Here is a 26,704-nt window from a genome sequence, read left to right as displayed (position 1 = left end):
TCCGTACGGGGGAACGACATGAAGCTCGCCAACGCGGCACTGGCCATCGTCGCCGCTGTGGTCACCGGCGTCGGTGGAGGTGCCGGCGCTGCTCATCTCGCGAATGTCCGCGACCAGACGGCCGCCCAGTCGCCGCCGTCGACGGCACGTACACCGGCCACGCAGGCACCGGCCACACCCGCACCGAAGACGCAGAAGCCGACCGCGCAGAAGACGACCGCCGCGCAGAAACCGCGCGACCCTCTCTCCGAGGAGAACGTCATCCGCGAACGTCTCTACTTCGACGTGACCGACCACTCGTTCACCCGGGCCGACCCGGACCCCGCGCAGACCCTGGGCCCGTGCACGGGTGACACGACATTCGCCGACGTCCTGCCGAGCCGAGGCGTGACGAGGATCGGCTCGAAGCTCGTCGACGACTTCACGCCTGGTCACCAGGTCGTCGAACAGGTGGCCCAGACGCGGACCGCAGGCGAGGCGAGAGCCACCGCGGACAGGATCGTGACGCTGGTCGACGAATGCGCCGGCATCACCGGGGGCGACTTCGGATACGGGGCCGCGGTCACCGTGGAGTCGAAACTGAACGTCACCTATTTCCCCGCGTACGACTCCGACGCGCCCGCCGGTGGGTACATCGTCTTCTCCGTGGGCACCCGGGTCGGCTTCGTCGACGTCACCGACGAGGTGACCCCGGCCCAGGTCGACCACCTGGCGAAGGAGGCCGCGAACATCGCCGCGGACTAGCGCAGGTTCCGGCACGCGCCCGCTACCTTCGTTGCCGAAGCGCCGAGCGGACCGTCCTCGGGGCATTCGCGAGGAGTCGACGAGGAGCAGGAGGAGGGCCGCCGTGTTCGATTACGTCATCGTCGGTGCCGGGTCCGCGGGCTGCGTACTGGCAAATCGGCTGTCGGCCGACCCGGGCGTGCGGGTGCTGCTGGTCGAGGCGGGCGGGCCCGACCGCCATCCGCTGTTCCGGGTGCCGAAGGGTTTCGGGAAGCTGATGGACGACCCCGGCAAGGCCTGGCACTACCGGACCAGGCCCTTCGGCCCGCGAGCGAGACCGGAGGTGTGGCCCCGGGGGAAGGTCCTCGGCGGGTCGAGCTCGATCAACGGCCTGGTCTACAACCGGGGCGGCCGCGACGACTGGGACGACCTCGTCCGGCTCGGCAACCCCGGCTGGGGATGGGACACGATGCTGCCGATCTTCACGGGGTTCGAGGACAATGTCTTCGGCCCGTCGGACAGCCGGGGCGCGGGCGGGCCGCTCGGGGTCTCACCGCCGCGGAGGCCCGACCCCCTCTCGGTGGAGATGGTCGAGACCGGCCGCTCGGTCGGGCTCACGCCGGTGCGGGACGTCAACGACGTCGACGAGTCCGACGGCGAACGCATCGGGCACACCATGGCCACCATCCGCGCCGGCCGCCGGGTCAGCGCGGCCACCGCGTTCCTTCGCCCCGTACGCCACCGGCCGAACCTCACCGTGCGCACCGGCACGACGGTCACCGGGCTGGTGTTCGGCGGCGACAAGGTGGTCGGGGTGCGTGCCCGCGACGCCGAAGGGGCGACGGTCGAGTTCTCCGCGGCGCGCGAGGTGGTGCTGTCCCTGGGCAGTCTGGGTACGCCCAAACTGCTGCAGCAGTCCGGGATCGGCCCTGCCGAGGTGCTGCGCGCGGCCGGTGTCGGCGTACGACTGGACCGGGAACTGGTCGGCGCACGGATGCGCGAGCATCGTTGCCTGCCGCTGAAGTTCCGGCTCCGGGAGAACCTCGGCACCAACCGGATGCTGTCCTCACCGGCCCGGCAGGGGCTCACCGCGCTGAGGTACCTGGTCCGCCGGGACGGCCCGCTGGCCACACCGGCGTACGACGTGCTCGCGTTCGTCAAGAGCCGGCCCGGCCTGAACCGTCCGGACGCGCAGGTGCTGATGGGACCGTGGTCCGTCGCGACCTACCAGGCGGGGGAGGCGGTCACGGTCGAGCGCGAGCCCGGGCTGTCCGCCGTGGCCGAGATCCTGCGCCCCACCGCGGAGGGGAGCGTACGGATCACCTCGGCCGACCCGGACGCGCCGCTGGACGTCGAGCCCAACTACCTCGGGTCGGGGCACGACCGCCGGATCGCCGTGGACGTCCTGGCCCGGATGCGGGAGTTCTTCGCGCACGACCCGATCGCGGCGCGGCTGTCGACCGAGACGTTCCCCGGTCCGGACGTACGCACCGACGAGGAGGTCGTCGACACGATGCTGGACTCCGGCTACTGCGGCTACCACGCCATCGGCACCTGCGCGATGGGCCCGAACGACGTAGACGTCGTCGACTCCCACCTCCGGGTCCGTGGCGTGGACAACCTCCGGGTCATGGACGCCTCGGTGCTGCCGGCCATGGTCTCGGGCAACCTGAACGGCCCGGTGATGGCGATGGCCTGGCGGGCGGCGGACCTCATCCTGGACCGGGCGTGAGCCGGTTGGTCGCGACCCGGACGTAGGCCGGCGCGGTGGACGGGAGCACTTCGCGCACCAATCCGGCGGCGACGTCGAGTCCCTGGTCGCCATTGGTCAGCACCACGACGCCGAGGTCCGCGCCCGGCGAGCCGGCGGCGAACGCCTTGTAGCCGGGGTTGTCGCCCCACTGCCAGAACGCCCACTCCTTGCCGGGGCCGCCCTCGAGGCTCAGGCCCCAGCCCAGTCCCCAGGCGAGCGGTCGGTCCAGTCGTACGTGCGGCGTCAGCATCGACTCCACACCTTCGGGCCGCAGCGGCCCCGCCGGAGGAACCGCTGCAGGAGCCGCCGGCGAAGCGGCTGAGGCATCGGCCGGAGACGTGGCGGGAGAGGCGACGGGGGAGAGGAAGCAGGCGAGGAAGCGGGCGAGGTCGGTAGCGGTGGTGTGCAGGGACGAGGGAGCGATCGCCTCCTCCGGCCGCTCCTTGGCGAGGACCTCGCGGGCCGCCGTGTGGCCGAGGGCGACCTTGTCTCCGAGGTCACCGCCCCGCAGGTCGCCGTCCCCGAGGTCGCCGGGCCAGGTGAGTGCGCTGTCGGTCATTCCCAGCGGCGCGAGGACCCGATCGGCCAGGAAGGCGGCCAGCGGCTGGCCGGTGACGTGCTCCACCACCCGTCCCACCTGGACGTAGCCCTCGCCGGAGTAGCCGAACCGGCTGCCGGGGGAGTGCGTCAGGGTGAGCGGACCTCCGGCCGGCCGCCAGTTCGGGTAGCCGGTCGTGTGCCCGAGCACCATCCGGGCGGTGATGCCGGCCGCGGCCGGCTCGTCGGGGAGGTACGGGGCGGGGAGGTAGGAGTCCAGCGGGCGGTCGAGGTCCAGGCGGCCCTCCTGGACGAGGAGCAGGACGCCGTACGCGACGACCGGTTTGGTCAGCGACGCGCACTCGAACACCGTGTCCGTACCGACCGGTGAGGGGGCCGAGAGGTCGGTGACGCCGTACGCCGAACTCCACGTGGGGCCGGTGTGGTTGGCGAGCGCGACGCTCAGACCGGGGACCACGCCGGCGCCGACGGCAGCGTGGGCGAGTGCGTCGAGTCGGCGGGAGGTGGCGGGAGCGGGCTCGACCGTACCGACGGGCATACCGCAGATAGTCCCAGGGGCGGGGCGGCGACCTCGGCCGACCCGCCCAAGGGACCCGTGTCGAAGTAGGCGTCAGGCGCCGATCTTCTGGCGCTCGGTGGCGCCGGTGATCTGCACCTTGCGCGGCTTGGCCTGCTCGGCGACCGGCAGCTTCACGGTCAACACGCCGGCTTCGTAGTCGGCTTCCATCCGGTCGGTGTCCAGTGTGTCGCCGAGGAACAGCTGCCTGGTGAAGGTGCCCTGCGGGCGCTCGGCCACCAGCGTCTCCACCTCGTCGTCTCGCGGACCGTGCCGCTCGGCGCGCACGGTGAGGATGTTGCGTTCCACGGTCAGATCGATGTCCTCGACGCGTACGCCGGGAAGGTCGAAGTGGACGTAGAACGTGTCGCCCTTGCGGTAGGCGTCGATGGGAACGGCTGTCGGCCGGGCCGCGGAGGTCAGCAACTGCTGGCTGAGACGGTCGATCTCCCGGAACGGGTCGGTGCGCATCAACATCGTGACTCCCGGAAAACGGTTCAGAAACCTACGATCCTGATCTTTCTGATGTGTCTCACTACAACTACCTTGAGTCTGCTCGACTCAACTAGCTCCCTATTTAGCGCGCGTCCCGAGAGTCGTCAAGCGCGCCTCGGGGAGACCTCACTCATTCGGGCTCGTCCGGGTTCGCTGCGTCGCCACTACACTTCTCGCTGAGTTGGAGGGGAGTACTCCCACGCGGTGGTGTCGTCATCACGGCTCGTCCACGACGGCCCGGGACCACCGGTCCGGACGCGGCGCGCCCGGGCGGAGGAGACCTCCGGCGTAGACGTCCGTCCATCGCCGGAGGTGTTGCGTGCACGTGCCGTTGTGGGTCTGGGTGATCACCGTTCTCGGGATCACCGCGATCATCGTCGCCGACCTGGTGTGGGCCGACCGCCGGCCGCACACGGTGAGCATGCGCGAGGCGACAGCGTGGGTCCTGCTCTACGTCGGTCTCGCCGGCGCGTTCTGCCTGGGCCTGCTGCTCACCGCCGGGTCCCGGCCGGCCGGAGAGTTCCTCGCCGGCTACATCACCGAGTACAGCCTCAGCGTGGACAACCTGTTCGTCTTCGTCATCCTGCTGTCGCGCTTCGCCGTACCCGCCGTCAGCCAGCACAAGGTCCTGCTCATCGGCATCGCGATCTCACTGGTCCTGCGCGCGGCGTTCATCGCCGCCGGCACCGCCGCCGTGAACGCGTTCGAGTGGGTCTTCTACATCTTCGGCGCGCTGCTCATCTACACCGCGATCAAGCTGGCCGTGCAGGGCGAGGAGGAGGAGGAGGCCGACTTCCACAACGGCCGGCTCGTCCGGATGATGCGGCGGGTGGTGCCCACGTCCGGTGAGTACGACGGGTCGAAGCTGACCACCCGGGTCGACGGCCGCCGGATGTTCACCCCGATGGTGGTGGTCGTCCTCGCCATCGGCGCCGCCAACGTCGTGTTCGCCCTCGACTCCATCCCCGCCATCTTCGGGCTGACCCAGGCCGGGTTCCTGGTCTTCACCGCCAACGCGTTCGCGCTGATGGGGCTGCGCCAGCTGTACTTCCTGCTCGGCGGCCTGCTCGACCGGCTGATCTACCTGAGCTACGGCCTGGCCGTCGTCCTCGGCTTCATCGGCGTGAAGCTCATCCTGGAGGCGATGGAGAGCGAGGGGCTGAACGACATCGGCCCGGTCCACTTGCCGCACATCGGGATCGTGGCGTCGCTGGCGTTCATCGCGGCCACGCTCACCGTGACCAGCGTCGCCAGCGTGGCCGGCTCGCGGGCGCGAACCCGCGAGCCCGAGCCCGCGCGCTGGAACGACTGACGCCGATTGTCGGCTCGATTGTCGGGCCGAACTGCATCCGCCGTCGCTCCTGTGGACGTAGGAGAGGGAATGGACGTCAGCAGGTTCGCGGGGATCGACGTCTCCGCCGAGCCGTACGACGGCAATCCGGCTCACTCCGGCCGGTCGGTGCTGCGCGGCCAACTCGGTTCCTAGGAAGCGCGACCGAAGTTTTTCGTACTTCTCCTGATTCCGCCCAATCCGTGCCCGCGCCCGCCCCGAACCACCTGTAGCGGGGCAGCCGTCGGGGGGCGACCGCGCGGCGCGCGGGCCGGTTGAGGGGTTCGGCCCGCGCGTGCGCGCGACACACGTGCGGACGCCTGGGGTCCCGCGGTCCGGGGACGCAGGGGAAGGCCGGAGTCGGCCGGGACGTCCCCGGACATGCACCAGCGCGGGGAGCAAGCGGGTCCGGGATTGGGCCGGGACGGAGGCGGCCCAATCCCGGACACTGCGTCCGAGCCGACGTGATCGGATCAGGCTAGGCTCCCTCCAGTGATCGAACGACCGCGTGGGGGCGCTGTGGACGAGGAGCACGGCCTGCGGCAACGACTCGACGCGTTCAGGATGCTGCATCGGGTCAGCCGGGAGCTCAGCTCGGCCCGTGACCTGTCCGCGACCCTGCAGTTCCTGGTGGACAGCGTGGTGAGCAGCCTCGGTTTCGGGGTGGCCGCCATCAACGTCGTCCACGACGACAGCCTGCGGGTCGCGGCGGTGGCCGGGCCGCCCGACGTCCGCGCGGCGCTGGAGGGTCAGAGCGGCCCGCGCGACGCGTGGGAGGACCTGCTCGCCTCGGCCGTGCCGTGGGGCACCCTGCGATTCGTCCCCCACGGCGTCGAGGTGCCGTCGGAGGTGCCGGTCTGGGTCTCCGACGGAGCCGGCGCGGAGGAGACGCCCGGTGCCTGGCACCCCGAGGACGCTCTCGTCGCCCCGCTGTACGCGCCGGACGGTGAGCTGGTCGGCGTCCTCAGCGTCGACCTGCCCACGGACGGCCGGGTCCCCGGTGAGCTGCAGCGGGAGCTGCTGGAGATGTTCGCCGCCCAGGCCGCCGTCGCTGTCGACAACGCCCGGCTGCACTCCGAGGTGTTGACCACGATGGAGCGGCTGGAGCAGGAGCACCGGGCGCTGCAGGCCAGCGAGGAGAGCTTCCGGCAGGTCTTCGAGAGCGCTCCGAGCGGGATGGCCGTGGTCAGCCTGGCCCCCGCGGACGAGGGCGTGCTGCGCCGGGTGAACACCGCGCTGTGCCACATGCTCGACTACTCCGACGAGGAGCTGCGCCGGCGCGGGCTGGCCGAGGTCACCCATCCGAAGGACCGGCACCTGTGGTCCAACGCCCGCCGCACCTACCGCGGCGACCTGCGGATGGTGCGGCGCGACGGCCGGGTGGTCTGGGTGTCCACCAACTGCTCGGTGGTGGTCGACCCCACCGGCGTACCCGACTTCAAGCTCGTCCACCTGGAGGACGTCAGTGAGCGCCACGACCGTGAGGAACAGCTGGCCCACCTCGCCGCCCACGACCCGCTGACCGGGCTGTCCAACCGCGTCGAGCTGCGGTCCCGGCTGCACCAGCTGGTCGCCGAGCGCCGCGACGTGTGCGTGCTGTTCTGCGACATCGACCGGTTCAAGCACATCAACGACCAGCACGGGCACGAGGTCGGCGACGTGGTGCTGGTCGAGGTGGCGCGGCGGTTGCGGGCGCTCGTCCGCAAGCACGACGTGGTGGCACGGATCGGCGGCGACGAGTTCGTCCTCGCCCTGCGCGACACGACCGAGGAGGAGGCGGCCGTTCTGGCCCGCCGGCTGGCCGCGGACGTCCGCCGCCCGGTCCGGTTCGGCCAGCGCGAGGTCCAGGTCGCGGTCAGCATCGGGCTCGGCGCGGCCACGGCAGGGACGGCCAGCGTGGACGAGCTGCTGCGTACGGCCGACCAGGCGATGTACCGCGTGAAGCTGCTGCACACCTACGGCGGCGTCGACGCACCCGGCACCGACGCCATCCACGCTCCCGACGGCGACCGCCCGGCCGACCACGAACGCCCGGCCGACCAAGAACGGCCGGCCGCGCTGGACCCCGGCTCCGTCGTCGTACGTGAGCACGCACCCGCGGCCCAGCAGGCGCCCGCGGAGCATGTCCCCGCGGCCCAGCAGGCACCCGCCGCGGGCAACGTCGTCGCGTTGGGCGGCCCCGGTCACCGGGGCCGTGCGGGCGGTCCGCGGACGGTGTCGCCCACGGTGGCGCCCGCGGCGGGCTCGGCGGTGGACGCCGTGGACGCGGTGGACTCCGTGGACGATCTTCGGCCTCGACCCAGTGCGGGTGCGTCGCTGCGGCAGTGAGATCGTTTCGGCGGTGATGGGACATACGCACGCCGTCTGTGGGATGGCCGTCGGTGCCGTGGCCCTGCCGCTGGTACCCCTCGACCGGATGGCCGGTCAGCTCGCCTGGGTCGCCTGCTGCGGTGGCATGGCACTTCTTCCCGACCTGGACCACCACTCCTCGACCGTGACCCGGATGTGGGGCCCGTTGTCCCGCGCCCTCGGTGTCGTCGTCTGCTGGCTCGGCCGCGGACATCGCGGCGGGACCCACGACTTCGTCGTCGCGCCGCTGTTCTGGGCGCTGCTGGTCTTCCTCGCCGGACTGAACCAGTGGGCCCTGATGGCAGTACTCGCCCTGGCCGTCGGGTTGGCACTGCGGGCGTGCCACTTCGTGATTCCCGGTCAGTACGAGAAGTCCTGGCCGATCAACCTGCTGGTCTCCGCCGGGGCCGGCTGGTGGCTGGTGCGCAACGGAGCGGCGGCCGACGCGAGCTGGCTGCCGTTCGCCGCCATGGTCGGTGTGCTGGTGCACATCGGGGCGGACGCGCTCACCGTCGGGTCGATCCCCAAGCCGTTCAGCTGGCTGGACGGACGGCCCAACCGGATGGGGAGAGGTCTGCTGACCACCGGCCGGTGGTACGAGCACCTGCTCGCGTTGGCGATGGTGGTGGTGACGTTCGCCGGGTTGTACGCCCACGTGGCACCCGTGACCGCGCTCGTGGACCGCATCAGCGGCTCTGTCGCCACGACGATCGGCGCGGCCGGCCCGGAAGGAGTACGGGCGGCCGCGCCGGTAGTTTGGTGAGCCGAACTAAGCGTCCGGCTCGAAAATGATGCTAGCCCCGTCGGGACCTTACGTCGATGGGTTGTCGGCGACTTGCCGACAACCGGCGACCGGCGTGCCGGCAACCGACGTGACCGGCGAGCGAGCGCTCCGTCAGGCGACGACGAGCTCGACGCCGGCGTCGGCGCACTGCCGGGCGAGGTCGTCGTGGTGCCGGTCGGTGACGATCGCGTCCACCCGGTCCAGGTCGCAGACCTTCCGGAAGTCGTGCGCGCCGACCTTGGTGTGGTCCATCACCACGACCACCCGGCGGGCCTGGTCCATCACCGCGTTCTTCAGCTCGGCCTCGGCGACGTCGGACACGGTGAACCCGACCGTGGACAGCCCGGTGACCCCGACGAACGCGGTGTTGACGGTGAACTGCCGCACCGCCTCCAGAGCGAGCGGGCCGACGAAGCAGCCGCCGAGCGTGCGGTACTGCCCACCGAGCACGGTGTGCCGGACGGTGGGTACGTCGGCCAGCACCTGCGCCACGCCGACCGCGTTGGTGAGCACGTTCACCTGCCGCGGATGGCGGCCCTCGGCCGGCTCGCCCCGCCCGCCGGCCGGTCCGGTGAGCGCCAGCCGCAGCTCCTCGGTGAGTGCCAGGATCGTGGTGCCGCTGTCGAGGTAGACCGCGTCGCCGTCGGCGATCCGGGCCAGGCACGCCTTCGCGATGGCCCGCTTGCCCTCGACGTTGTGCCGAGCTCTGGTGGCCAGCTCCGGGTCGTACGTCGGGCGGATCGCGAGCGCGCCGCCGTGCGTACGCCGGAGCAGGTGCTGGCGGTCCAGGTCGGCGATGTCCTTGCGGACGGTGGGTTCGGCGACCCCGAGGAGCTCGGCGAGCTCGGCGACCCGCACCCGGCCGCGCGACTCGACCAGCTCCAGGATCCGGGTGCGGCGTTCCTCGGTGAACGCCCTGCTGCCGGTACCGGTCATCGAACCGGCTCGTGGGCGCGCAGGAAGTCGCGTACCCGCGGCACGTCGTCCTCGGTGGCGTCCTGGACGATGACCGGCACCCGGTGGGGGAGGGCCGCGTGCAGCGCGAGCACCAGGTCGTAGTCGAGCAGCCCGGAGCCCGCGGCGGCGTAGCCCGCGGTCACCACGTCCTTGGCGTGCAGGCACACCATCGAGTCGCCGAGGGTGCCGAACGCGGCGGTGAGGATGCGCTTCTGGTCACCGGCCGTGACCGGGTCGAGGAGGTTCGCCGGGTCGAGCACGATGCCGACGAGGTGGGCGTCGGAGTCGAGCTCGGTGAGCAGCCGACGGGCCCGGGCGGCGTCGGTGACGACGTTGCCGGGTTCGGGTTCCACACCGAGCCGGACGCCGGCCTGCTCCGCGGCGGGCAGCAGCACGTCGAGCGTCTCCCGCAGGTCGTGCCAGGCCGCCGGCTCGTCGTTGCCCGGGTGCTGCCTCCAGATGTCGCCGGGGTCGCGGGTGCCGGTGCACAGGGTCACCACCTCCGCGCCGAGTTGGGCGGCGTACGGAATGAACGCGGCCGCGGCGGCGGTCTGCCGGCGCCGGAGGGCGAGGTCGGGATGGATCGTGTTGTACGTCGCGGACACGCCCCAGATCCGGACGCCCGCGGCGGCGAAGTCGGTCCCGACCCGCGGGTGGTCGAGCGGGCCGTCCGGATGCGTGGGGTCGGTCGGCGGGTCGGGGATGGTCGGCCGGCCGACCGCGGAGAGGTTGAGCTGGGTCGCGGTGAAGCCGTTCGCGGCGACGGCGGCGGCGACCTCGGCCGCGGTCGGCCGCGGGAAGATCCGCGCGAAGATGCCCAGCTCGGCCGGCTCGTTCGCGGGAGTGGCCACGGGTTTGCTCCCGGGGTCGCTCATGGGGCCACCTCCTTGCCGTCGGCAGCGGCGCTGTCCCGGACCGCCTCGATCAGCCGCAGCGCGGTCACGCCGTCCGCGCCGGAGGGGTTGGCCGGTCCGTCCGTCGCGATCGCCGCGGCGAACGCCTCCAGCTGCAGCTGGTACGGATCGGCGGCCCCGAACACCGGGCTGCGGGTCTCGCCGTCGCGTTCCAGGTGGACCCGGACGGTGCTGGCCCGGCGGAAGAACGGGAACGTCGACCGGATGCTGACCTGGCCGTACTCGCCGTGGATGTCCATGCCCTCGGCGTAGTCCGCGTGGATGTCGGCGCTGATCTCGAACGACGCCAGCCCGCCGTCGGGCAGCCGTCCGGTCCCGTGCCAGCTGCAGTCGCGCCCGTGGCCGGCGAACTGCGCCCGCACCGTGGACGGCGCCCCGACGAGGTTGGCGAGGGCGTCGAAGACGTGTGCCCCGTGGGTGTTCAGCAGGTAGTGCGCCCGGTCGGACTTGAACCCCGCCTCGGTCCGGCGTACGTCCTCGTCCACGACCATGGCGGGGAACAACGCCGCCTCCGTCGGGGGACGCAGCCGGGACTGGATGCGGTACCAGCTGCTGACGCTGAGCAGGGTGCCGAGCCGGGGTACGGCCGCTCGGGCGTACGCGATCCCCGGGTCGTGCCGCCGCATCGCGCCGACCTGCAGCTTGAGCCCCCTGGTGTCGGCCAGGTCGGCGAGCTCCGCGGCCTGGGCACTGGTGGCCGCCGCGGGCTTCTCCACCAGGACGTGCGCGCCGGCGTTCAGCGCGGCGGTGACGACGGGCTGGTGGAACCGGTCGGGTACGGCGACCAGCACCGCGTCCGGGCGCGCCTGGTCGAGCAGGTCCTCGACGGTGGCGAAGGCGGGCACGGCGTACTTCGCCGCCACCCCCTGCGCCAGGCGCGGGCTGGTGTCGCCGACGCCGACCAGGGTGAACGCGTCGGTCTTGGCGATCGCGGGCAGGTGGACGGCCTGGCTGATCCGGCCGCAGCCGATCACCCCGAGCCGCAGCGGCGGGGTGGAGGGGGATGCGGGCGTGGGTGGAGGCGGCGGTGCGGCGGGGCTCGTCATCCGGGTACCCTTCGGTTCGGGTCGCTTCGGTCGGCTTCGTTTGCGTACTCGAAACGAGTCTAATCGAAGACCACCACCGGCGATGACGACCCTGCCGTACGAGGTGAAGCCGACCCTCTTCCCTCGCTCCACTACTCGCCACTCGCCGAAGGAGCTCCCGTGGAGGCCTACGTCTCGCTCTGGTCCGCCGATCTGCTCGACCTCGGTACCGCCGTCGACCGGCTCACCGGCGTCGCCGACGGGTTCCACCTCGACGTGTTCGACGGGCACGCCGTGCCGGACCTGCTCTTCGGCCCCGACCTGGTGGCCGCGCTGCGTGCCCGCACCGACGCACTGCTCGACGTGCACCTGATGGTCGCCCGCCCCGACGACTGGATCGACCGGTTCGCCGACGCCGGTGCGGACCTGATCACGGTGCACACCGGCGCCTGCCCCGACGTTCGGACGACCCTGCGGAACATTCGGTCCCGCGGCGTACGGGCCGGGCTCGGACTGGAGACACACGAACCCACCGGGCACGCCGTCGCACACTTCGACGACACCGACCGGGTGCTGGTGATGGGCACCGTGGTCGGGGTGAAGGGGTGCGACCAGGACCCGGCGACGGCGGCCCGGGTCGAGGACCTGGTCGCCGCCCGTCCGGAGGGCGGACCTCACGGCTCGACGCCGCGGATCGTGGTCGACGGCGGCATTCGTACGCACACCGTCCCGGCCCTGGCGCGGGCCGGTGCCGACGGCGTGGTGCCGGGCTCGCTGGTCTTCGGGGCCGGCGATCCGGTGGCGGCGGTGCGGTGGCTGCACGACCTGCCGGCCGGGAACGGTGAGGCATCCGGTGGCCCGATCGCCGACCGGCCCGGTGACACGAAATATTCACCCTCGGTGGGGGATGTGCCGTTGACCGGGTAAAGGGACTGTCGGCCGAAGTCCACGGGTGTGCCGTGGTTTCTCGAAGAGAGGTGCACGATGGGGTCCAGGTCCCGGATGAAGGACATGCGCGGCGGCGCTCGCCGTCCGCGTCGCGCCCTGAAGGCCATGGGCGTTGTGGCCGGTCTGATCTGCGTTGCCGCCGCCACCGCGGCGATGGCGCGCCGCTCGAAGCACTGAACCCGGCGTGAGCCGCCGCCCACCGGATCCGCCTCGGCGCGCCGGGCCGAGCGGATCCGGTGATCGGCGGGGATGATCGGCGGGGGATGAGCGGGCGTCCGACTCGCGACTCCGTGATTCACCGAGGGCGCCAGTCGCCGACCCCGCCAGTGGTTCGGGACCTTCGGCGCCTGGTTCGGTCGCCGACACCTGGGCACCTGACTGGACGTTCCCGGTGGGTGTCGGACAATCTTGATGCGCAGGGATCGGCAACGATCATCAAGCGATCGGCCGAAATCAGCAGGAGACCAGCGGGCCCCGCTCGTCCGGGCCCGCTTCGCCATGTCCGGCACCGGTGCACCGCCAGGAGGATTCCCTCGATGCGTACGCCCGCTCCTTCCCACGACGACAACGCCGGCGCAGGCAGCGGCCACGAGTCGCCGCCCGTCCTCGTCGTCGCCCACCGCGGCGCGTCGGGGGTGGCGCCGGAGAACACCGTCGCGGCGATCCGGGCGGCGGCACGGGAGGGCGCGGACTTCGCCGAGGTCGACGTGGTGCTCACCAGGGACGGCGTGCCGGTCCTGTTCCACGACAACACGTTGGTACGCACCACCGACGCCGCCACGGTCTTCCCCGACCGGGCGCCCTGGCACCCCGGCGACTTCACCCTCGCCGAACTGCGCCGCCTCGACGCGGGCTCGTGGTTCGCGGACAGCTTCGCCGGTGAACGCATCCCGACGCTGGCCGAGGCGCTGGCGGCGTTCGACGAGTACGGCATCGGGCTGTGGGCCGAGCTCAAGGGCGCCAACCGGCATCCGGACTTCGTGCCGGCGGTCACCGAGGTGCTGCGCAACACTCCGGGCGGCTGGCTGACCGCACCCGACCGGCATCGGCGGTTCGTCGCCACGTCGTTCTACTTCGACCCGCTGGCGAAGTTCGCCGCCGAGATCGACCACGCGGTCCCGCTGGGCGGCATCGTCGAGTCGGTCCCCGACGACGAGACCCTGCGCCAGGTCGGCGGCTGGATGGACTACTTCATCCCCAACTTCCGGCGGCTGCGTCCCGGCGACCTGGTGCGCATCCGGGCGGCGGGGATGCGGCCGGCGTTCTGGTGCCCGAACCACCCGGCGGCGGTGGCCTCGCTGGCCGCGCAGGGCGCGACCGCGGTGATCCAGAACTACCCCGGGGTGGCCCGGGCGGTGCTCGACGGCCAGCCGGCCTTCCCGGCGCAGACGGTGGTCGTCGAACGCGTCGCGGACGCCCCCGTGGACGGCCCCGCCGAGGCCGCGGACAGCGGCCGGTACGCCGTTCTGCGCAACCTGACCGCCGAGCCGGTGGATCTGGGCGGATGGTACGTACGCGACGACCCCGGCGTACGGCTGCCGATCGCCCCGGGGGTGACGATCCCGGCGCGCGAAACGCTCGAGGTGCACTCGGGTCCCGGCCGCGGCGGCGCGCACGACGGCGCCCAGGACGGCCGGCAGGGAGGACGCCCGGGCGGTTCCGCCCGTTACTTCGCCGAGCCGTCCGGGGCCGGTTTCGCCCACGGCCGCAACAGTGTGGCCCTGCACCGGCCCGACGGGGTGGTGGTCGACGTCGCGGTCGACGAGCCGACCGCGTAAAGTATCTCCGGCTGCCGAGGGAGATCGAAGCCCGGCGGGTCGGCGACGCCTGTCGTCGGCACGGTCCGCGCGGTCTGAGCAGGATGTGACCGAAAGGTCAGGTCCTGCCCGGATCGGGCGGCTCGCACCAAGGACACCGCTTCGGCGGTATCCCGGTGTCGAGGGGGTTCGGGGCTCTTGTATCCTCGGTTGTCGCTCGCCCCAATAGCTCAGTCGGTAGAGCGTCTCCATGGTAAGGAGAAGGTCTACGGTTCGATTCCGTATTGGGGCTCTGTGGCCGGAGCCGCCCACTCGGGCGGCCAACCGGTCCGGCGGCGGTGTAGCTCAGACGGTAGAGCAAGCGGCTCATAATCGCTGTGTCGCCGGTTCGAGTCCGGCCACCGCTACGACCGCGGCCAGCCGGTGGGAGACCACCGGCGTGGCCGTTCTTGCATGACTGCGTACCATTGCAGGACCGACTGTCCCGACGGATCACAAGAGGCATCCCGTGGCTAGCAAGAGTTCCGACGTCCGCCCCAAGATCACCTTGGCGTGCACTGAGTGCCGGGAGCGCAACTACATCACGCGCAAGAACCGTCGTAACGACCCCGACCGGCTCGAGATCAAGAAGTTCTGCCCGCGCTGCCGGACCCACCGGGCGCACCGCGAGACTCGATAGGTTCTCGACGCATCGTCGAAAGGGCCGCCCCGCCGACTGGTGGGAGCGGCCCTTTTCGCGTGTCCGGAGTGCGTCCGGAGTGCGTCCGGAGTGCACTCGGACACCTGACCGGGCGCGCGGACTCCGGCCGGTCGGCTCCGGTACGGTCGCGTACATGCCCGTCGCCTCCACGCTGGTCGGCCGAACCTACGCGACGAAGACGCCGTACGAAGTCGGCCGCGAGAAGATCCGCGAGTTCGCCGATGCCGTCGGCGACCCCAACCCCGCCTACCGCGACCCCGACGCCGCCCGCGCGCTCGGCCACCCCGACGTGGTGGCCCCGCCGACGTTCCCGATCGTGGTGGCGTTCCAGCTGCTGAACGAGCTGTTCGCCGATCCCACCACCGGGCTCGCGCTGCACCGGGTCGTGCACGCCGACCAGAAGTTCGCCGCCGACCGGCCCATCCACCCCGGCGACGAGCTGGTGGCCACGCTCACGATCGAGAGCGTGCGCCAGGTCGCCGGCACCGACCTGATCCTCACCCGCACCGACATCGCGACCGCCGACGGCGCACCTGTCTGCACGGCGCGCGCGAGCGTGGTCCACCGCGAGGAGGCCGCATGAACGCCGAACACACCGGGTCCGCCGTGCGCGCCGGCGGCGTTCCGGCGTACGACGACGTGGAGAAGGGCACCGAGCTGCCCTCGGTCACCGTCCAGGTGCGCCGGGAGGACCTCGTCCGCTACGCCGGTGCCTCCGGAGACTTCAACCGCATCCACTGGAACGCCCGGGTGGCCCGCGAGGTCGGCCTGCCCGACGTGATCGCGCACGGGATGCTCACGATGGGTGCCGGTGCCCGGGTGCTCACCGAGTGGGCGGTCGACCCGGCCCGGGTGGTGGAGTACTCCGTGCGGTTCACCCGTCCGGTGACGGTGCCCGACGACGACGAGGGAGTGGCGGTGACGTTCGGCGGAAAGGTCGCCGACAAGCTGCCCGACCGCGTGGTGCGGGTCGACCTCACAGCGGTTGCCGACGGCGCGAAGGTCTTCGGCGCCGCCCGGGCCATGGTCCGGTTGGACTGACGGTGCCCGAACGCACGAACATCCCGCTCGCCGAGCTCACCACGCTCCGCCTCGGCGGCCCGGCCAAGCGGCTGGTCGAGGTCGACGACGAGGCCGCCCTGCTCGAGGTGGTGCGCGGCGCCGACGCGGCCGGCGAGCCGCTGCTGGTCCTTGGCGGCGGCAGCAACGTCGTGGTCGCCGACGAGGGCTTCCCTGGGACCGCCCTGCACGTGTGTACCCGGGGCGTACGAGTGGAGTCGCAGGACGCCTGCGGCGGTGCCGTCGTGCGGGTCGCGGCGGGGGAGAACTGGGACGCCCTGGTCGCCCGCGCCGTCGCCGAGGGCTGGGTCGGTGTCGAGGCGCTGTCGGGCATCCCCGGGCTGGTCGGCGCCGCACCGATCCAGAACGTCGGCGCCTACGGCCAGGAGGTGGCCCAGACCCTCGCGCAGGTGCGGGTGTGGGACCGGGAGGACTCGGCCGTACGCACGTTCGCGGCGGAGGAGTGCGGCTTCGGCTACCGCAGCAGCAGGTTCAAGCGCTCACCCCAGCGGTACGTCGTCCTCGAGGTGGTGTTCCAGCTCCGGCTCGGGGAGCTGGGCGCGACGGTGCAGTACGCCGAACTCTCCCGCACCCTCGGGGTCGAGCTCGGCGCGCGGGCACCGTCGGCCGACGTGCGGGCCGCGGTGCTGGGCCTGCGGGCGGGCAAGGGCATGGTGCTCGACGCCGGCGACCACGACACCTGGAGCGCCGGGTCGTTCTTCACCAACCCGGTGATCCCGGCGGAGGCGGCGGCCGGGCTGCCCGCGAAGGCGCCCCGCTGGCCGGCCGGCGACGGGCTGGTCAAGACCAGCGCCGCCTGGCTGATCGAGCACGCCGGGTTCGGCAAGGGATACGGCACCGGGCCTGCCCGCCTGTCGAGCAAGCACACGCTGGCGCTCACCAACACCGGCACCGCCACCACCGCCGACCTGCTGGCGCTGGCCCGGGAGATCCGGGCGGGCGTCCTGGGCAGGTTCGGCGTCGACCTCGTGAACGAGCCCGTCCTGGTCGGCTGCGAGCTGTAGACCTCGCGATCCCGGCCCCGGTCAGATGCCGAGGGCGGCCCGCAGGTCCGGCCGGCGCAACTGGTCCGCGCACCAGGCGAAGTGCCCGTCGCCGCCGGCCGGGTCGTAGGCGTTCGCGCCGGTGATCGCGTAACAGGCGCGGTAGAGGTGCAGCAGCGGCGGCGGGTAGCCGAACTCCGCGACGATCCACCCGCTCAGCGTCTGGTCGATCTCCCGGGCCTTCGGGCCGTACATGTCGAAGAATCCCGCGGCCAGACTGGCGTCGAACGCCGGGTCGCCGGCCGTGGTCAGGAAGGCCCAGTCCAGTACGGCGGTCACCCGCAGGTCGCCGCCGTCGCCCACCTGCTCGACCAGGACGTTCGGTGGGCACAGGTCACCGTGCACGACCGCGGCCTCGCCGTCCGGCAGCGCACGCAGACCCGCCCTGACCTGCTCCAGCAGGGTGTCGAACGCGGGCACCGCCGACCGCAGCACGTCGCCGTACGCCTCGGCCCTGCGGTCGACCAGCGCGCGCAGCGCGGTGGGCCAGGACGAGCCGGCGTCGCGGTAGAAGGCGTCCGGCTCGGCCATCACCGGCAACGCCCGGGCCGACGGCCCGCCCTTGGTGTCCCGCAGGGCCTCGAGCACGTCGAGGAACGTACGCAGCGCCGGCTCGGTCGGGCCGTGCGCGGAGACGAACTCCGACAACGGCCGCCCGTGCAGCCGGCGTTCGATCGTGACCGGCGTACCGTCGACGACCCGGACGGCGTGGATGCACGGCGTGGCGAACGGCAGGCCGGCGGCGTCCAGGTCGGCGTGGAAGTCCCGCAGCCGGTGCAGAGCCCCCGGCGAGTGCCGGAACCAGACCTTCGCCACCGTGTCGTCGTCCACGGCGTAGACGACGCCGTCCATCCCGGCGCCGAGGGGCTCGTCGACCGGGAGGCCGAGCGCCTTCAGCCGGTCCACCCACCACTCCGGCCCGCTCGCGTCCGCCGAAGGCGCGCCCGCCCGGATCCGCTCGCGTTCGGCCCGCTCCGAACCCTCCGGCTGCTCCGGGCGGGCGTTCCCGTCCTCCGGCTCGGCCAGCCAGCGGTCCACCCCGTCCAGCAACCGGTCCCGCACGGGCACCGGCGCCGTCGAGGCACGCACCGACATCCGGGCCAGCTCCGCGAGTTCGGCATCGGTGAAGCCGAGCCCCCTGGCCAGTTCGTACTGCCCGACCAGCCGCACCCCGAACAGCAGCGGGTCGTCGGCACCCAGTGCGATCCGGGCCCCGGCGTCGAACAGCTTCCGCAGCGGCACGACGTCGGCCTCGGGGTAGACGCCCAGCGCCACGTTGGACGCCGGGCAGACCTCCAGCGGCACCCCGGCCGCGGCGACCCGGTCCAGCAGCGCGGGATCCTCCACCGTGCGCACGCCGTGGCCCACCCGGGTCGCGCCGAGCCGGTCCAGGCAGCCGCGCACGCTGTCCGGGCCGCACAGCTCGCCGCCGTGCGGCATCGAGCCGAGCCCGGCCCCGGTAGCGATGGCGAACGCCCGGGCGAACTCCTCCGGTCGCCCCCTGCGCTCGTCGTTGGACAGCCCGAACCCGACCACGCCGTGCCCGGCGTACTGCGCGGCCAGCCGGGCGAGCGTGCGCGCGTCCAGCGGGTGCCGGGTGCGGTTGGCGGCGATCACCAGCCCGACGCCCACCCCGGTCCGGTCGGCGGCCTGGCGTACGGCGTCCAGGACGAGCTCGGTGAACGCGGTGATGCCGCCGAACCGGTTCGCGTAGCCGGAGGGGTCGACCTGGATCTCCAGCCAGCCCGACCCCTCGCGCGCCTCGTCCTCGACGGTCTCCCGCACCAGCCGGCGTACGTCGTCGGGGGTGACCAGCACCGACCTGGCGATGTCGTACAGCCGCTGGAAGCGGAACCAGCCCTTCTCGTCGGTGGCCAGCAGTTGCGGCGGCCAGTCGTCCCGCAGGGCCTCCGGCAGGTGCAGGCCGTGCTGCTCGGCCAGCTCGACCAGCGTCTCGTGACGCATCGACCCGGTGAAGTGCAGGTGCAGGTGCGCCTTCGGCAGCGTGTCGAGCGGGCGCACCCCGAGCCGGGCTCCGCTCACCTCAGCTCTGCGCCTCGGAGAGCAGCTTCTGGATCCGGGTGACGCCCTCGACCAGGTCGTCGTCGCCGAGCGCGTACGAGAACCGCAGGTAGCCAGGCGTGCCGAACGCCTCGCCCGGTACGGCCGCGACCTCGACCTCCTCCAGGATGAGCTCGGCCAGCTCGGCCGAGGTGGTCGGCCGCCGGCCGCGGATCAGCTTGCCCAGCGCGCCCTTCACCGAGGGGTAGGCGTAGAACGCGCCCTTCGGCGTGGGGCAGGTGAAGCCGGGCACCTCCGAGAGCAGCTCGACCATCGTGCGCCGGCGCCGGTCGAACGCCTCCCGCATCTTCGCCGCCGCGGACAGGTCGCCCGACACCGCGGCCAGTGCGGCCCGCTGCGCGACGTTGCTGACGTTGCCGGTGGCGTGGGACTGCAGGTTGGTGCCGGCCTTCACCACGTCGGTGGGCCCGATCAGCCAGCCGACCCGCCAGCCGGTCATGGCGTACGTCTTGGCGACGCCGTTGACCACGATGCAGCGGTCGGCGAGCTCGGGCACCAGCACCGGAAGCGACGCGGACTTCACGTCGTCGTAGGTGAGGTGCTCGTAGATCTCGTCGGTGATCACCCACAGGCCGTTGTCGGCGGCCCAGCTGCCGATCTCGCGCAGCCGCTCCACGGGGTAGACCGCACCGCTGGGGTTGGACGGCGAGCACATCAGCAGGACCTTGGTCCGCGGAGTGCGGGCGGCCTCCAACTGCTCGACCGTGACGAGGTAGTCCTGGGTCTCGTCGGCGAGCACCGGCACCGTCACACCGCCGGCCAGGCCGATCGACTCGGGGTAGGTCGTCCAGTACGGCGCGGGCAGCAGCACCTCGTCGCCCGGGTCCAGCAGCAGGGCGAACGCCTCGTAGACCGCCTGCTTGCCGCCGTTGGTGACGAGCACCTGGGCCGGCGTCACCTCGTACCCGGAATCGCGTTCGGTCTTCGCGGCGATCGCCTTGCGCAGCTCGGGCAGCCCACCGGCCGGGGTGTAGCGGTGGTTGCGCGGATCGCGGCAGGCCTGCGCGGCCGCGTCGACGATGTAGTCGGGGGTGGGGAAGTCGGGCTCGCCGGCGCCGAAACCGATCACGGGGCGCCCGGCCGCCTTCAACGCCTTCGCCTTGCCGTCGACCGCCAACGTGGCCGATTCGGCGATGGCGGCGACCCGGGCGGCGATCCTTGCCCGGTCGCTCGCGGGCGCTGCGAGGGACTCGTCTGCGGCCGGCATGGGCGGGCCGCTCTCAGGGCTGGTCATGAGAGTTATCGTGGCACCTCGCGTGCGTACGCGCGGTGGCGGGGCGAGGGTGTTGGCAAGTCGAGGGCGGTACAAACCGCCCGGGTCGGTTCGACCTTCGGCGGCGTGACCCCGTACACTCTTCCATCGGTGGTCTGAGGACCTCTCCGAAGTGTGCCCGGGGCGACTCGGTCCCGAGCGCGCCACGTGGAGGCTTTCCGATCTCCGTAGGGCAGTGGCTCAATTGGTAGAGCACCGGTCTCCAAAACCGGCGGTTGGGGGTTCGAGTCCCTCCTGCCCTGCAGGCCTCGGCCGGCTGGCCGAAGTCGCGCGCGTCGCCCCCGGCGGACGATGCGTGGGTGGTAGCACTAACGGGGACGTTCGTTCGTTCCCCATGTAGTGCGACCTCCCAGCCCGGACGGAATGTCCGGCCGGGCCAGAGGACCGGTGAGGACGAAAGTGACGGAGACCCGCGGATCCACCGCGACCCCGGAGCGTGCTCGCCCGGACAAGAAGGGCGAAGGCGGCGGCAGTCGCGTCGCGCGCGTCGGCCTGTTCTACCGCCAGGTGGTGGCTGAGCTTCGCAAGGTCATCTGGCCCACGCGTGACCAGCTGACGACCTACTGGTCGGTGGTGCTGGTCTTCGTGCTCGTGGTGATCGCGATCGTCTCGCTGCTCGACCTGGGCATCGGCCAGCTGATGTTCAAGATCTTCGGCTGACGGCGAGTACGCCGCCCGAGACCCCCGCAACACCGCCGGACGATCAAGAAATCGCTGAAGAAGACGGAGTACCAAGAGTGTCCGACCTCGACGACGAGATCCGCGACCTGCAGCGCGCGGATTCGGAGCAGGCAGCAGCCGCCGCCGACGCCTCGGCCGGCCAGCCTGCCGACGAGGCCTCCGCCGACTCCGAGCAGACCAGCCCCGAAGCGAGCTCCGAGACCAACTCCGAGCCCGGCTCCGACGAGAGCGGGTCCGGCGCCGAGGAGCAGCCGAGCGCGGCCGAGGCCGGCGCCGGCGAGTCCGGCGACACCGCGGCCGAGGAGGCCGACGAGGACGCCGAGCCCACCGCGGAGGACGCGCTCGCGGAGTTCCAGGCGGCCCTGCGGTCCAAGCCCGGCGACTGGTTCGTGATCCACACCTATTCGGGCATGGAGAACCGCGTCAAGACCAACCTCGAGAACCGCATCCAGTCCCTCAACATGGAGGACTACATCTACGAGGTGGTCGTCCCCCAGGAGGAGCGCGCGGAGATCAAGAACGGCCAGCGGCGGATGGTGCGGCGCACCGTCCTCCCCGGCTACGTGCTGGTCCGGATGGACCTCACCGACGAGTCGTGGGCAGCTGTCCGGCACACTCCTTCGGTGACCGGCTTCGTCGGCCACGCCCACCAGCCGGTGCCGCTCGGCCTCGACGAGGTTGAGAAGATGCTGGCCCCGGCGGTCGAGGAAACCAAGGAGCCGGACAAGAAGAAGAAGGCCGAGGTCGTCGACTTCGCCGTGGGCGACTCGGTCATGGTGGTCGACGGGCCGTTCGCGACCCTGCACGCGACGATCACCGAGCTCAACCCCGACGCACAGAGGGTCAAGGCCCTCGTCGAGATCTTCGGCCGGGAGACCCCGGTGGAGCTGTCCTTCACGCAGATCCAGAAGGTCTGACGGCCCGGCCGGACTCTCGCCCCTTTTCACCACCCAAGAGGACCCGAACACCATGCCTCCGAAGAAGAAGATCGCCTCCGTACTCAAGCTCCAGCTGCAGGCTGGCGCCGCCACCCCCGCCCCGCCGGTGGGTACGGTGCTCGGCCCGACCGGCATCAACATCATGGAGTTCACGAAGGCCTACAACGCCGCGACCGAGTCCCAGCGGGGCAACGTCATCCCCGCCGAGATCACGATCTACGAGGACCGGACGTTCACCTTCGTCACCCGGACCCCTCCGGCCGTGGAGCTGATCAAGAAGGCGATCAGCCTCGACAAGGGCTCGCCGACTCCGCACACCGCGAAGGTCGGCACCATCTCGCGCGCCCAGGTGCGGGATATCGCCGAGATGAAGATGCCCGACCTGAACGCCAACGACATCGAGGCCGCGATGAAGGTCGTCGAGGGCACCGCGCGGTCGATGGGCGTCACGGTCTCCGAGTAGTCCGTACGCACGAGCACGACGTACGACCCGCCGGGCTTCGGTCCGGCGTCCTGGTGGGAGGGCCCGCGCTGGCCCGCACCACGACTCCACCCTTCGATTCCAGGAGTGATCATGAAGCGCAGCAAGTCCTACCGCGCCGCGGCCGAGAAGGTCGACCAGGCCGCTCTGCACGACCCCCGCGACGCGGTGGCGCTGGCCAAGCAGAACGCCAGCAAGAAGTTCGACGAGACCGTGGACGTCGCGATGCGTCTCGGTGTCGACCCCCGCAAGGCCGACCAGATGGTGCGCGGCACCGTCAACCTTCCGCACGGCACCGGCAAGACCGCTCGGGTCCTGGTCTTCGCCACCGGTCAGAAGGCTGAGGACGCCACCGCCGCCGGCGCCGACTACGTGGGCTCGGACGACCTGATCGAGCGGATCCAGGGCGGCTGGCTCGACTTCGACGCCGTCGTCGCCACGCCGGACCTGATGGGCAAGGTCGGCCGCCTCGGCCGGGTGCTCGGCCCCCGCGGTCTGATGCCGAACCCCAAGACCGGCACCGTCACCCCCGACGTCACCAAGGCCGTTACCGACATCAAGGGCGGAAAGATCGAGTTCCGCGTCGACCGGCACGCCAACCTGCACTTCATCGTCGGCAAGGCCTCCTTCAGCGAGGACCAGCTCGCGGAGAACTACGGCGCCGCTCTCGACGAGGTGCTCCGGCTGAAGCCGTCCGCTTCGAAGGGCCGCTACATCCGCAAGGTCACGATGTCGACGACGATGGGCCCGGGCGTTCCGATCGACCCGGCCAAGACCGTCTCGACCGCCGAGGCCTCGGCCTGACGCGATCCGCGATCCGTCCAGAACGCCCCCGCACCACTCGGTGCGGGGGCGTTCTGCTGTGTCCGGCAGGCGAGAGTCCACCTCGACTCGCGGAAGTCGTCGCCTTTCCGGGGCAACGCCCGGTGACATTTGTGCGTCGGACCATCGTTCGACGCTTCCGGGCGCCGATCACACGCGGTTATGATGTGGGCGCTTTGTCGCGGACGGGTGACGAGGCGACGGGCACACATGGGGGTACGCGGTCGTGCGGTGCGCAGCTGGGCTGACCAACAGACGATCGGCGACCAGGGCGGTCGCGGTCGTCGCGGGTGTCGTTCTCGGGCTGTCGCTGACGGCGTGTGGCGGGGACTCTCCGCAGCCGACGACGATGGACACCCCGACTGCCAAGTCCACCCCCACGAAGTCGGCCACACCAACCCCGACTCCGAGCCCGTCGGCCAGCCCGGCGAAGTCCGGCAGGGTCGAGACGTTCGGTCCGGCGCCCACCGGACCGGAGGCCGCGGCCGTGAGGGCGTTCGTGACGAGGTACGTCAGCACGGTCAACAAGGCGATCGAGAACGGCGACGTCTCCAGGCTTCGCCCGATGTACACCAGCGGATGCCTGGACTGCGTACAACTCGTCGCCAGCATCAGGTCCACGTACAGCGGTGGCGGGAAGTTCGTCGGCGGCCTCTACACCCAGAACCACGTCGAGGTGTTCTCCGAGTCCGGCGGGACCTACATGGTCCGCGTACGGTCGCTGTCCACCGCCTGGAAGCAGTACAACTCCTCCGGCACGGTGACCAACCAGGGGCCGGCGGAGCGAGTGACCTACTCGTACGGCGTTCGGAAGATCAGCGGCAACTGGCAGTTGACAGCCGGGGGGAAGTCGCAATGAGGGCAACGAGCAGAGGCATCGGCATCGCGCTGGGCGGTTTTCTCCTGATGGCGTTCGGGGTGGTGGTCCCGGACGCGTACGCCGACATCCCGCGAGGGGACGTCGGATGGCAGTACAGCGAGTCCGGCCGGGGCTACTACCAGCCGCCCAAGGGCACGCCTGTTCCCTCCCAGCCACCCGGTCCGAACGACTGGGTGGAGGAGGTCCTGATCAACCAGCCGGAGTGGGACTGCCAGGGCGCCGGGATCGGCGACTGCTCCCCGCTGGCCATCTGGTGCAACCCGGACCTGTCACCGAATCCGCGTGAGCCGATCTACGTTCGTTCGGTCCTCCGCTATCAGTGGAAGGACCGTGGCGACCGCGCGAAGTGGCACGGGACGGCAGAGTGCTACCCCACCCCGGAGTGGGTCCCGATCGAGCAGCTCAGCTACGACTTCAAGTACGAGATCCAGCGCAACCTGCCCAGGCCGAAGATCTCGCTGCATCCGGCGCCCAAGACGTTGGTCAACCTGCCGACCATCGTTTCGGTCGACGACCCGGGCACGCAGACCTTCGACATCACGGTGCCCCCGTCGCAGGGACGCCACTTCGAGTTGCACGGGCAGATCACCGCAACTCCGGAGTACACCTGGACCTTCTCCGACGCCAACGGAAGAACCCACACCGTCGAGGGGGCAGGTCGGGAGTTCGACGGCACGCTGCCGGACGGGCACCCGGGCTACTACGTGACGAACACCTTCGGCACGGCCGGCGAGGGCAAGGTCCATCTGCAGGTGCGTTGGACGGGGACGGTCGTCGTGGACTCCGTCCCGCCGCAGCCGATCGTGCCGGTCACCTTCGGCGTCGACGCCAACGTGCAGGTGGTCGAGTCCCACCCGGTGCTCGGACGATAGCCGGAGCGTTCCCTGCGATTCTTCCGCTGAAGAATCGCAGGGAACGCTCCTTCTGCTGAGATCTCCGGCCGGCCGCGGGAGGAGGCCGGGGGCGATTTGGCGGCCGGGGGAGGCGTCCCGTATTCTGGCGGCTGCCGAAGACCGCTGGTTTGCCTCCCTCCGGGGTGGTTGAAGGTCCCGCACGTCGGGCGGCCCGCGCAGGCGTCACGTGGTAGCGAAGTCAAGATCAGGTTTCTGGGTCGCGGGTCCACCGCGAGCGGAGTCCTGGCCCTCGAGTTCGTGTTCGCCCCGTACGCATGCGTACGGGGCTTTTCGCATTGTGTGTGTGTTCCTTCCAGGCCGCGGTCGCAGGCCACCCAGAGGAGAAGGAGACCCATGGCGAAGCCGGACAAGGCAACCGCCGTCGCAGAGCTCACGGACCAGTTCCGCGACTCCGCCGGCGCGGTCCTGACCGAGTATCGCGGACTCACCGTGAAGCAGCTGCAGGAACTGCGGCGCTCCATCGGTGACAACGCCAGTTACGCCGTGGTGAAGAACACGCTGACCAAGATCGCGGCGAAGGAGGCGGGAGTCGAGATCGCCGACGAGCTGCTCGTCGGTCCCTCGGCCATCGCGTTCATCAGCGGTGACCCGGTCGAGGTCGCCAAGGGTCTGCGTGACTTCGCCAAGGCCAACCCCAATCTCGTCATCAAGGGCGGCGTGCTCGAGGGCCGGTCCCTCGCCGTCGACGAGATCACCAAGCTCGCTGACCTCGAGTCCCGCGAGGTCCTGCTCGCGAAGCTCGCGGGCGCGATGCTGGCGTCGCTTTCGGGCGCCGCCTCGCTGTTCCAGGCCCCGCTGTCGCAGGCCGCCCGGCTCGCCGAGGCGCTGCGTCAGAAGGTCGAGGAGGAGGGCCCGGCCGCTGGTGCTGCCGACGCCACCCCCGAGGCCGACGCCGAGGCCGCACCGGAAGCCAGCTCCGACGCGTCGGACGCCGGCGAGTCCAGCGAGTCCTGACCTGACCAGGACTGACCGTCACCACTGCACGACACACGGAAGGTACGCCACTCATGGCTAAGCTCAGCAACGACGAGCTGCTCGACGCGTTCAAGGAGATGACGCTTCTCGAGCTCAGCGAGTTCGTCAAGCAGTTCGAGGACACCTTCGGCGTGACCGCGGCCGCTCCGGTCGCCGTCGCGGCGGGCCCCGCGGCCGGCGGTGCCGCGCCCGAGGCCGAGGAGGAGAAGGACGAGTTCGACGTCATCCTCGAGGCTGCCGGCGACAAGAAGATCCAGGTCATCAAGGAGGTGCGCACGCTCACCAGCCTCGGCCTGAAGGAGGCCAAGGACCTGGTCGAGGGCGCGCCGAAGCCCGTCCTGGAGAAGGCCAACAAGGAGACCGCGGAGAAGGCCAAGGAGTCCCTCGAGGCTGTTGGCGCCAAGGTCACCCTGAAGTAAGCGACGCGTCGCACGCGGTCCGCGCGGCCGGGAAGTACGCACACCGCACTCCCGAGCCGCGACCCGACCGCGGTCGGCCGGCTGCGAAGAGGGCGGTCACCCCACCGGGGGTGGCCGCCCTCTTTCGCGTCCGCGGGCCGGAAACTTTGTCGTCCGCGCGCCCGTAACCTCCCGAAGTTCTGCTCGTTGAGGGGGCGTGCGTATCGGTCGCCGCCACCGGGGGGTCTGCGGCGGCCGGTACGCACCCAGACCGGCTGTGAGGAGTTC

At 71.4% G+C, this 26,704-nt stretch carries 27 protein-coding genes and 3 tRNA genes; 23 read left to right on the top strand and 7 right to left on the bottom strand.

Features of this window, described 5'->3' with window-relative positions:
- The first annotated feature begins 18 nt into the window (after positions 1–18).
- Positions 19–744: a hypothetical protein gene (locus tag F4554_RS22520; protein ID WP_179789396.1), complete on the top strand. Its 726-nt coding sequence runs from the start codon at positions 19–21 to the stop codon at positions 742–744.
- Positions 745–847: 103 nt separating this feature from the next.
- Complete coding sequence (locus tag F4554_RS22515; protein ID WP_202889422.1) at positions 848–2,455, top strand: GMC family oxidoreductase N-terminal domain-containing protein; 1,608 nt, start codon at positions 848–850, stop codon at positions 2,453–2,455.
- On the opposite strand, the gene F4554_RS22510 is transcribed toward F4554_RS22515, so the two are convergent.
- A complete protein-coding gene (locus tag F4554_RS22510) occupies positions 2,436–3,572 on the bottom strand; it encodes a serine hydrolase domain-containing protein (protein ID WP_179789395.1) in 1,137 nt (378 codons plus the stop codon). The genes F4554_RS22515 and F4554_RS22510 overlap by 20 nt on opposite strands.
- A 72-nt stretch (positions 3,573–3,644) precedes the next feature.
- Entirely contained in the window at positions 3,645–4,067 is a 423-nt protein-coding gene (locus F4554_RS22505; protein ID WP_179789394.1) for an Hsp20/alpha crystallin family protein, read from the bottom strand.
- A 337-nt stretch (positions 4,068–4,404) separates the two neighbouring features.
- On the opposite strand from F4554_RS22505, the gene F4554_RS22500 reads away from it, so the two are divergent.
- From F4554_RS22500 to F4554_RS22490, 3 genes are all read left to right on the top strand, one after another.
- Positions 4,405–5,397: a TerC/Alx family metal homeostasis membrane protein gene (locus tag F4554_RS22500; RefSeq protein ID WP_337796162.1), complete on the top strand. Its 993-nt coding sequence runs from the start codon at positions 4,405–4,407 to the stop codon at positions 5,395–5,397.
- Positions 5,398–5,907: 510 nt separating this feature from the next.
- Positions 5,908–7,743, top strand: coding sequence for a diguanylate cyclase domain-containing protein (locus tag F4554_RS22495; RefSeq protein WP_179789393.1), 1,836 nt, complete (start codon positions 5,908–5,910; stop codon positions 7,741–7,743).
- Between the two features lie 16 nt (positions 7,744–7,759).
- The gene (locus F4554_RS22490; RefSeq protein ID WP_272956129.1) at positions 7,760–8,527 is read left to right on the top strand and encodes a metal-dependent hydrolase; all 768 of its coding nucleotides are present in this window, start codon (positions 7,760–7,762) and stop codon (positions 8,525–8,527) included.
- 132 nt (positions 8,528–8,659) lie between these two features.
- Here the strand turns inward: F4554_RS22490 and F4554_RS22485 are convergent, their stop codons facing one another.
- The 3 genes from F4554_RS22485 to F4554_RS22475 are packed head-to-tail and all read right to left on the bottom strand — an operon-like array spanning position 8,660 to position 11,465.
- Positions 8,660–9,484: a DeoR/GlpR family DNA-binding transcription regulator gene (locus tag F4554_RS22485; RefSeq protein ID WP_179789391.1), complete on the bottom strand. Its 825-nt coding sequence runs from the start codon at positions 9,482–9,484 to the stop codon at positions 8,660–8,662.
- Positions 9,481–10,380, bottom strand: coding sequence for a sugar phosphate isomerase/epimerase family protein (locus F4554_RS22480; protein WP_179789390.1), 900 nt, complete (start codon positions 10,378–10,380; stop codon positions 9,481–9,483). The genes F4554_RS22485 and F4554_RS22480 overlap by 4 nt, the downstream gene beginning before the upstream one ends.
- On the bottom strand, positions 10,377–11,465 hold the full coding sequence (locus tag F4554_RS22475) for a Gfo/Idh/MocA family protein (protein ID WP_179789389.1): 1,089 nt from the start codon (positions 11,463–11,465) through the stop codon (positions 10,377–10,379). The genes F4554_RS22480 and F4554_RS22475 overlap by 4 nt, the downstream gene beginning before the upstream one ends.
- Positions 11,466–11,624: 159 nt before the next feature.
- Between F4554_RS22475 and F4554_RS22470 the strand changes: the two genes are divergently transcribed.
- From F4554_RS22470 to F4554_RS22435, 9 genes are all read left to right on the top strand, one after another.
- Positions 11,625–12,371 (top strand): ribulose-phosphate 3-epimerase, encoded by a 747-nt coding sequence (locus tag F4554_RS22470; RefSeq protein ID WP_179789388.1) that lies wholly within the window; start codon positions 11,625–11,627, stop codon positions 12,369–12,371.
- A 75-nt stretch (positions 12,372–12,446) separates the two neighbouring features.
- A complete protein-coding gene (locus tag F4554_RS33200; RefSeq protein WP_272955902.1) occupies positions 12,447–12,569 on the top strand; it encodes a hypothetical protein in 123 nt (40 codons plus the stop codon).
- Positions 12,570–12,928: 359 nt separating this feature from the next.
- A complete protein-coding gene (locus tag F4554_RS22465; protein WP_179789387.1) occupies positions 12,929–14,170 on the top strand; it encodes a glycerophosphodiester phosphodiesterase family protein in 1,242 nt (413 codons plus the stop codon).
- Positions 14,171–14,368: 198 nt separating this feature from the next.
- Positions 14,369–14,441: transfer RNA gene (locus F4554_RS22460), tRNA-Thr, on the top strand.
- A gap of 42 nt (positions 14,442–14,483) precedes the next feature.
- Positions 14,484–14,556 (top strand) — tRNA-Met (locus F4554_RS22455).
- 101 nt (positions 14,557–14,657) lie between these two features.
- Positions 14,658–14,828: a 50S ribosomal protein L33 gene (rpmG, locus tag F4554_RS32495; RefSeq protein ID WP_092653746.1), complete on the top strand. Its 171-nt coding sequence runs from the start codon at positions 14,658–14,660 to the stop codon at positions 14,826–14,828.
- A gap of 154 nt (positions 14,829–14,982) precedes the next feature.
- Positions 14,983–15,432 (top strand): FAS1-like dehydratase domain-containing protein, encoded by a 450-nt coding sequence (locus tag F4554_RS22445; RefSeq protein WP_179789386.1) that lies wholly within the window; start codon positions 14,983–14,985, stop codon positions 15,430–15,432.
- On the top strand, positions 15,429–15,890 hold the full coding sequence (locus F4554_RS22440; protein WP_179789385.1) for a MaoC/PaaZ C-terminal domain-containing protein: 462 nt from the start codon (positions 15,429–15,431) through the stop codon (positions 15,888–15,890). The genes F4554_RS22445 and F4554_RS22440 overlap by 4 nt, the downstream gene beginning before the upstream one ends.
- Before the next feature lie 2 nt (positions 15,891–15,892).
- Positions 15,893–16,933 carry a UDP-N-acetylmuramate dehydrogenase gene (locus F4554_RS22435; RefSeq protein ID WP_337796161.1) on the top strand — a complete coding sequence of 347 codons (1,041 nt, stop codon included), beginning with the start codon at positions 15,893–15,895 and terminating at the stop codon, positions 16,931–16,933.
- A gap of 21 nt (positions 16,934–16,954) precedes the next feature.
- Here F4554_RS22435 and F4554_RS32490 read toward each other — a convergent pair whose 3' ends face one another.
- Both F4554_RS32490 and F4554_RS22425 read right to left on the bottom strand, forming a co-directional pair.
- The gene (locus F4554_RS32490) at positions 16,955–19,015 is read right to left on the bottom strand and encodes an adenosine deaminase (RefSeq protein ID WP_179789384.1); all 2,061 of its coding nucleotides are present in this window, start codon (positions 19,013–19,015) and stop codon (positions 16,955–16,957) included.
- A gap of 1 nt (position 19,016) precedes the next feature.
- The gene (locus F4554_RS22425; protein ID WP_179789383.1) at positions 19,017–20,288 is read right to left on the bottom strand and encodes a pyridoxal phosphate-dependent aminotransferase; all 1,272 of its coding nucleotides are present in this window, start codon (positions 20,286–20,288) and stop codon (positions 19,017–19,019) included.
- A 208-nt stretch (positions 20,289–20,496) separates the two neighbouring features.
- Here F4554_RS22425 and F4554_RS22420 point away from each other — a divergent pair.
- The 9 genes from F4554_RS22420 to rplL all read left to right on the top strand — a co-directional run bounded on the left by F4554_RS22420 (position 20,497) and on the right by rplL (position 26,437).
- A tRNA-Trp gene (locus F4554_RS22420) sits at positions 20,497–20,569 on the top strand.
- 157 nt (positions 20,570–20,726) lie between these two features.
- A complete protein-coding gene (gene secE, locus F4554_RS32485; RefSeq protein WP_179789382.1) occupies positions 20,727–20,987 on the top strand; it encodes a preprotein translocase subunit SecE in 261 nt (86 codons plus the stop codon).
- A gap of 77 nt (positions 20,988–21,064) precedes the next feature.
- Positions 21,065–21,925 carry a transcription termination/antitermination protein NusG gene (gene nusG / locus F4554_RS22410; RefSeq protein WP_179789381.1) on the top strand — a complete coding sequence of 287 codons (861 nt, stop codon included), beginning with the start codon at positions 21,065–21,067 and terminating at the stop codon, positions 21,923–21,925.
- A gap of 52 nt (positions 21,926–21,977) precedes the next feature.
- The gene (gene rplK / locus F4554_RS22405) at positions 21,978–22,409 is read left to right on the top strand and encodes a 50S ribosomal protein L11 (RefSeq protein WP_179789380.1); all 432 of its coding nucleotides are present in this window, start codon (positions 21,978–21,980) and stop codon (positions 22,407–22,409) included.
- Between the two features lie 111 nt (positions 22,410–22,520).
- The gene (gene rplA / locus F4554_RS22400; protein WP_179789379.1) at positions 22,521–23,231 is read left to right on the top strand and encodes a 50S ribosomal protein L1; all 711 of its coding nucleotides are present in this window, start codon (positions 22,521–22,523) and stop codon (positions 23,229–23,231) included.
- Positions 23,232–23,475: 244 nt separating this feature from the next.
- Positions 23,476–24,108, top strand: a complete 633-nt coding sequence (locus F4554_RS22395; RefSeq protein ID WP_179789378.1) for a hypothetical protein — start codon at positions 23,476–23,478, stop codon at positions 24,106–24,108.
- Positions 24,105–25,001 carry a hypothetical protein gene (locus F4554_RS22390; RefSeq protein WP_179789377.1) on the top strand — a complete coding sequence of 299 codons (897 nt, stop codon included), beginning with the start codon at positions 24,105–24,107 and terminating at the stop codon, positions 24,999–25,001. The genes F4554_RS22395 and F4554_RS22390 overlap by 4 nt, the downstream gene beginning before the upstream one ends.
- Positions 25,002–25,376: 375 nt before the next feature.
- The gene (rplJ, locus tag F4554_RS22385) at positions 25,377–25,997 is read left to right on the top strand and encodes a 50S ribosomal protein L10 (protein WP_179789376.1); all 621 of its coding nucleotides are present in this window, start codon (positions 25,377–25,379) and stop codon (positions 25,995–25,997) included.
- A gap of 53 nt (positions 25,998–26,050) precedes the next feature.
- Positions 26,051–26,437 carry a 50S ribosomal protein L7/L12 gene (gene rplL / locus F4554_RS22380; protein ID WP_092653770.1) on the top strand — a complete coding sequence of 129 codons (387 nt, stop codon included), beginning with the start codon at positions 26,051–26,053 and terminating at the stop codon, positions 26,435–26,437.
- The last annotated feature ends 267 nt before the right edge of the window (positions 26,438–26,704 follow it).

The sequence above is a fragment of the Actinopolymorpha rutila genome, from assembly GCF_013407855.1.
Taxonomy (GTDB): domain Bacteria; phylum Actinomycetota; class Actinomycetes; order Propionibacteriales; family Actinopolymorphaceae; genus Actinopolymorpha; species Actinopolymorpha rutila.
This window is presented reverse-complemented; position numbering and strand designations above follow the sequence as displayed.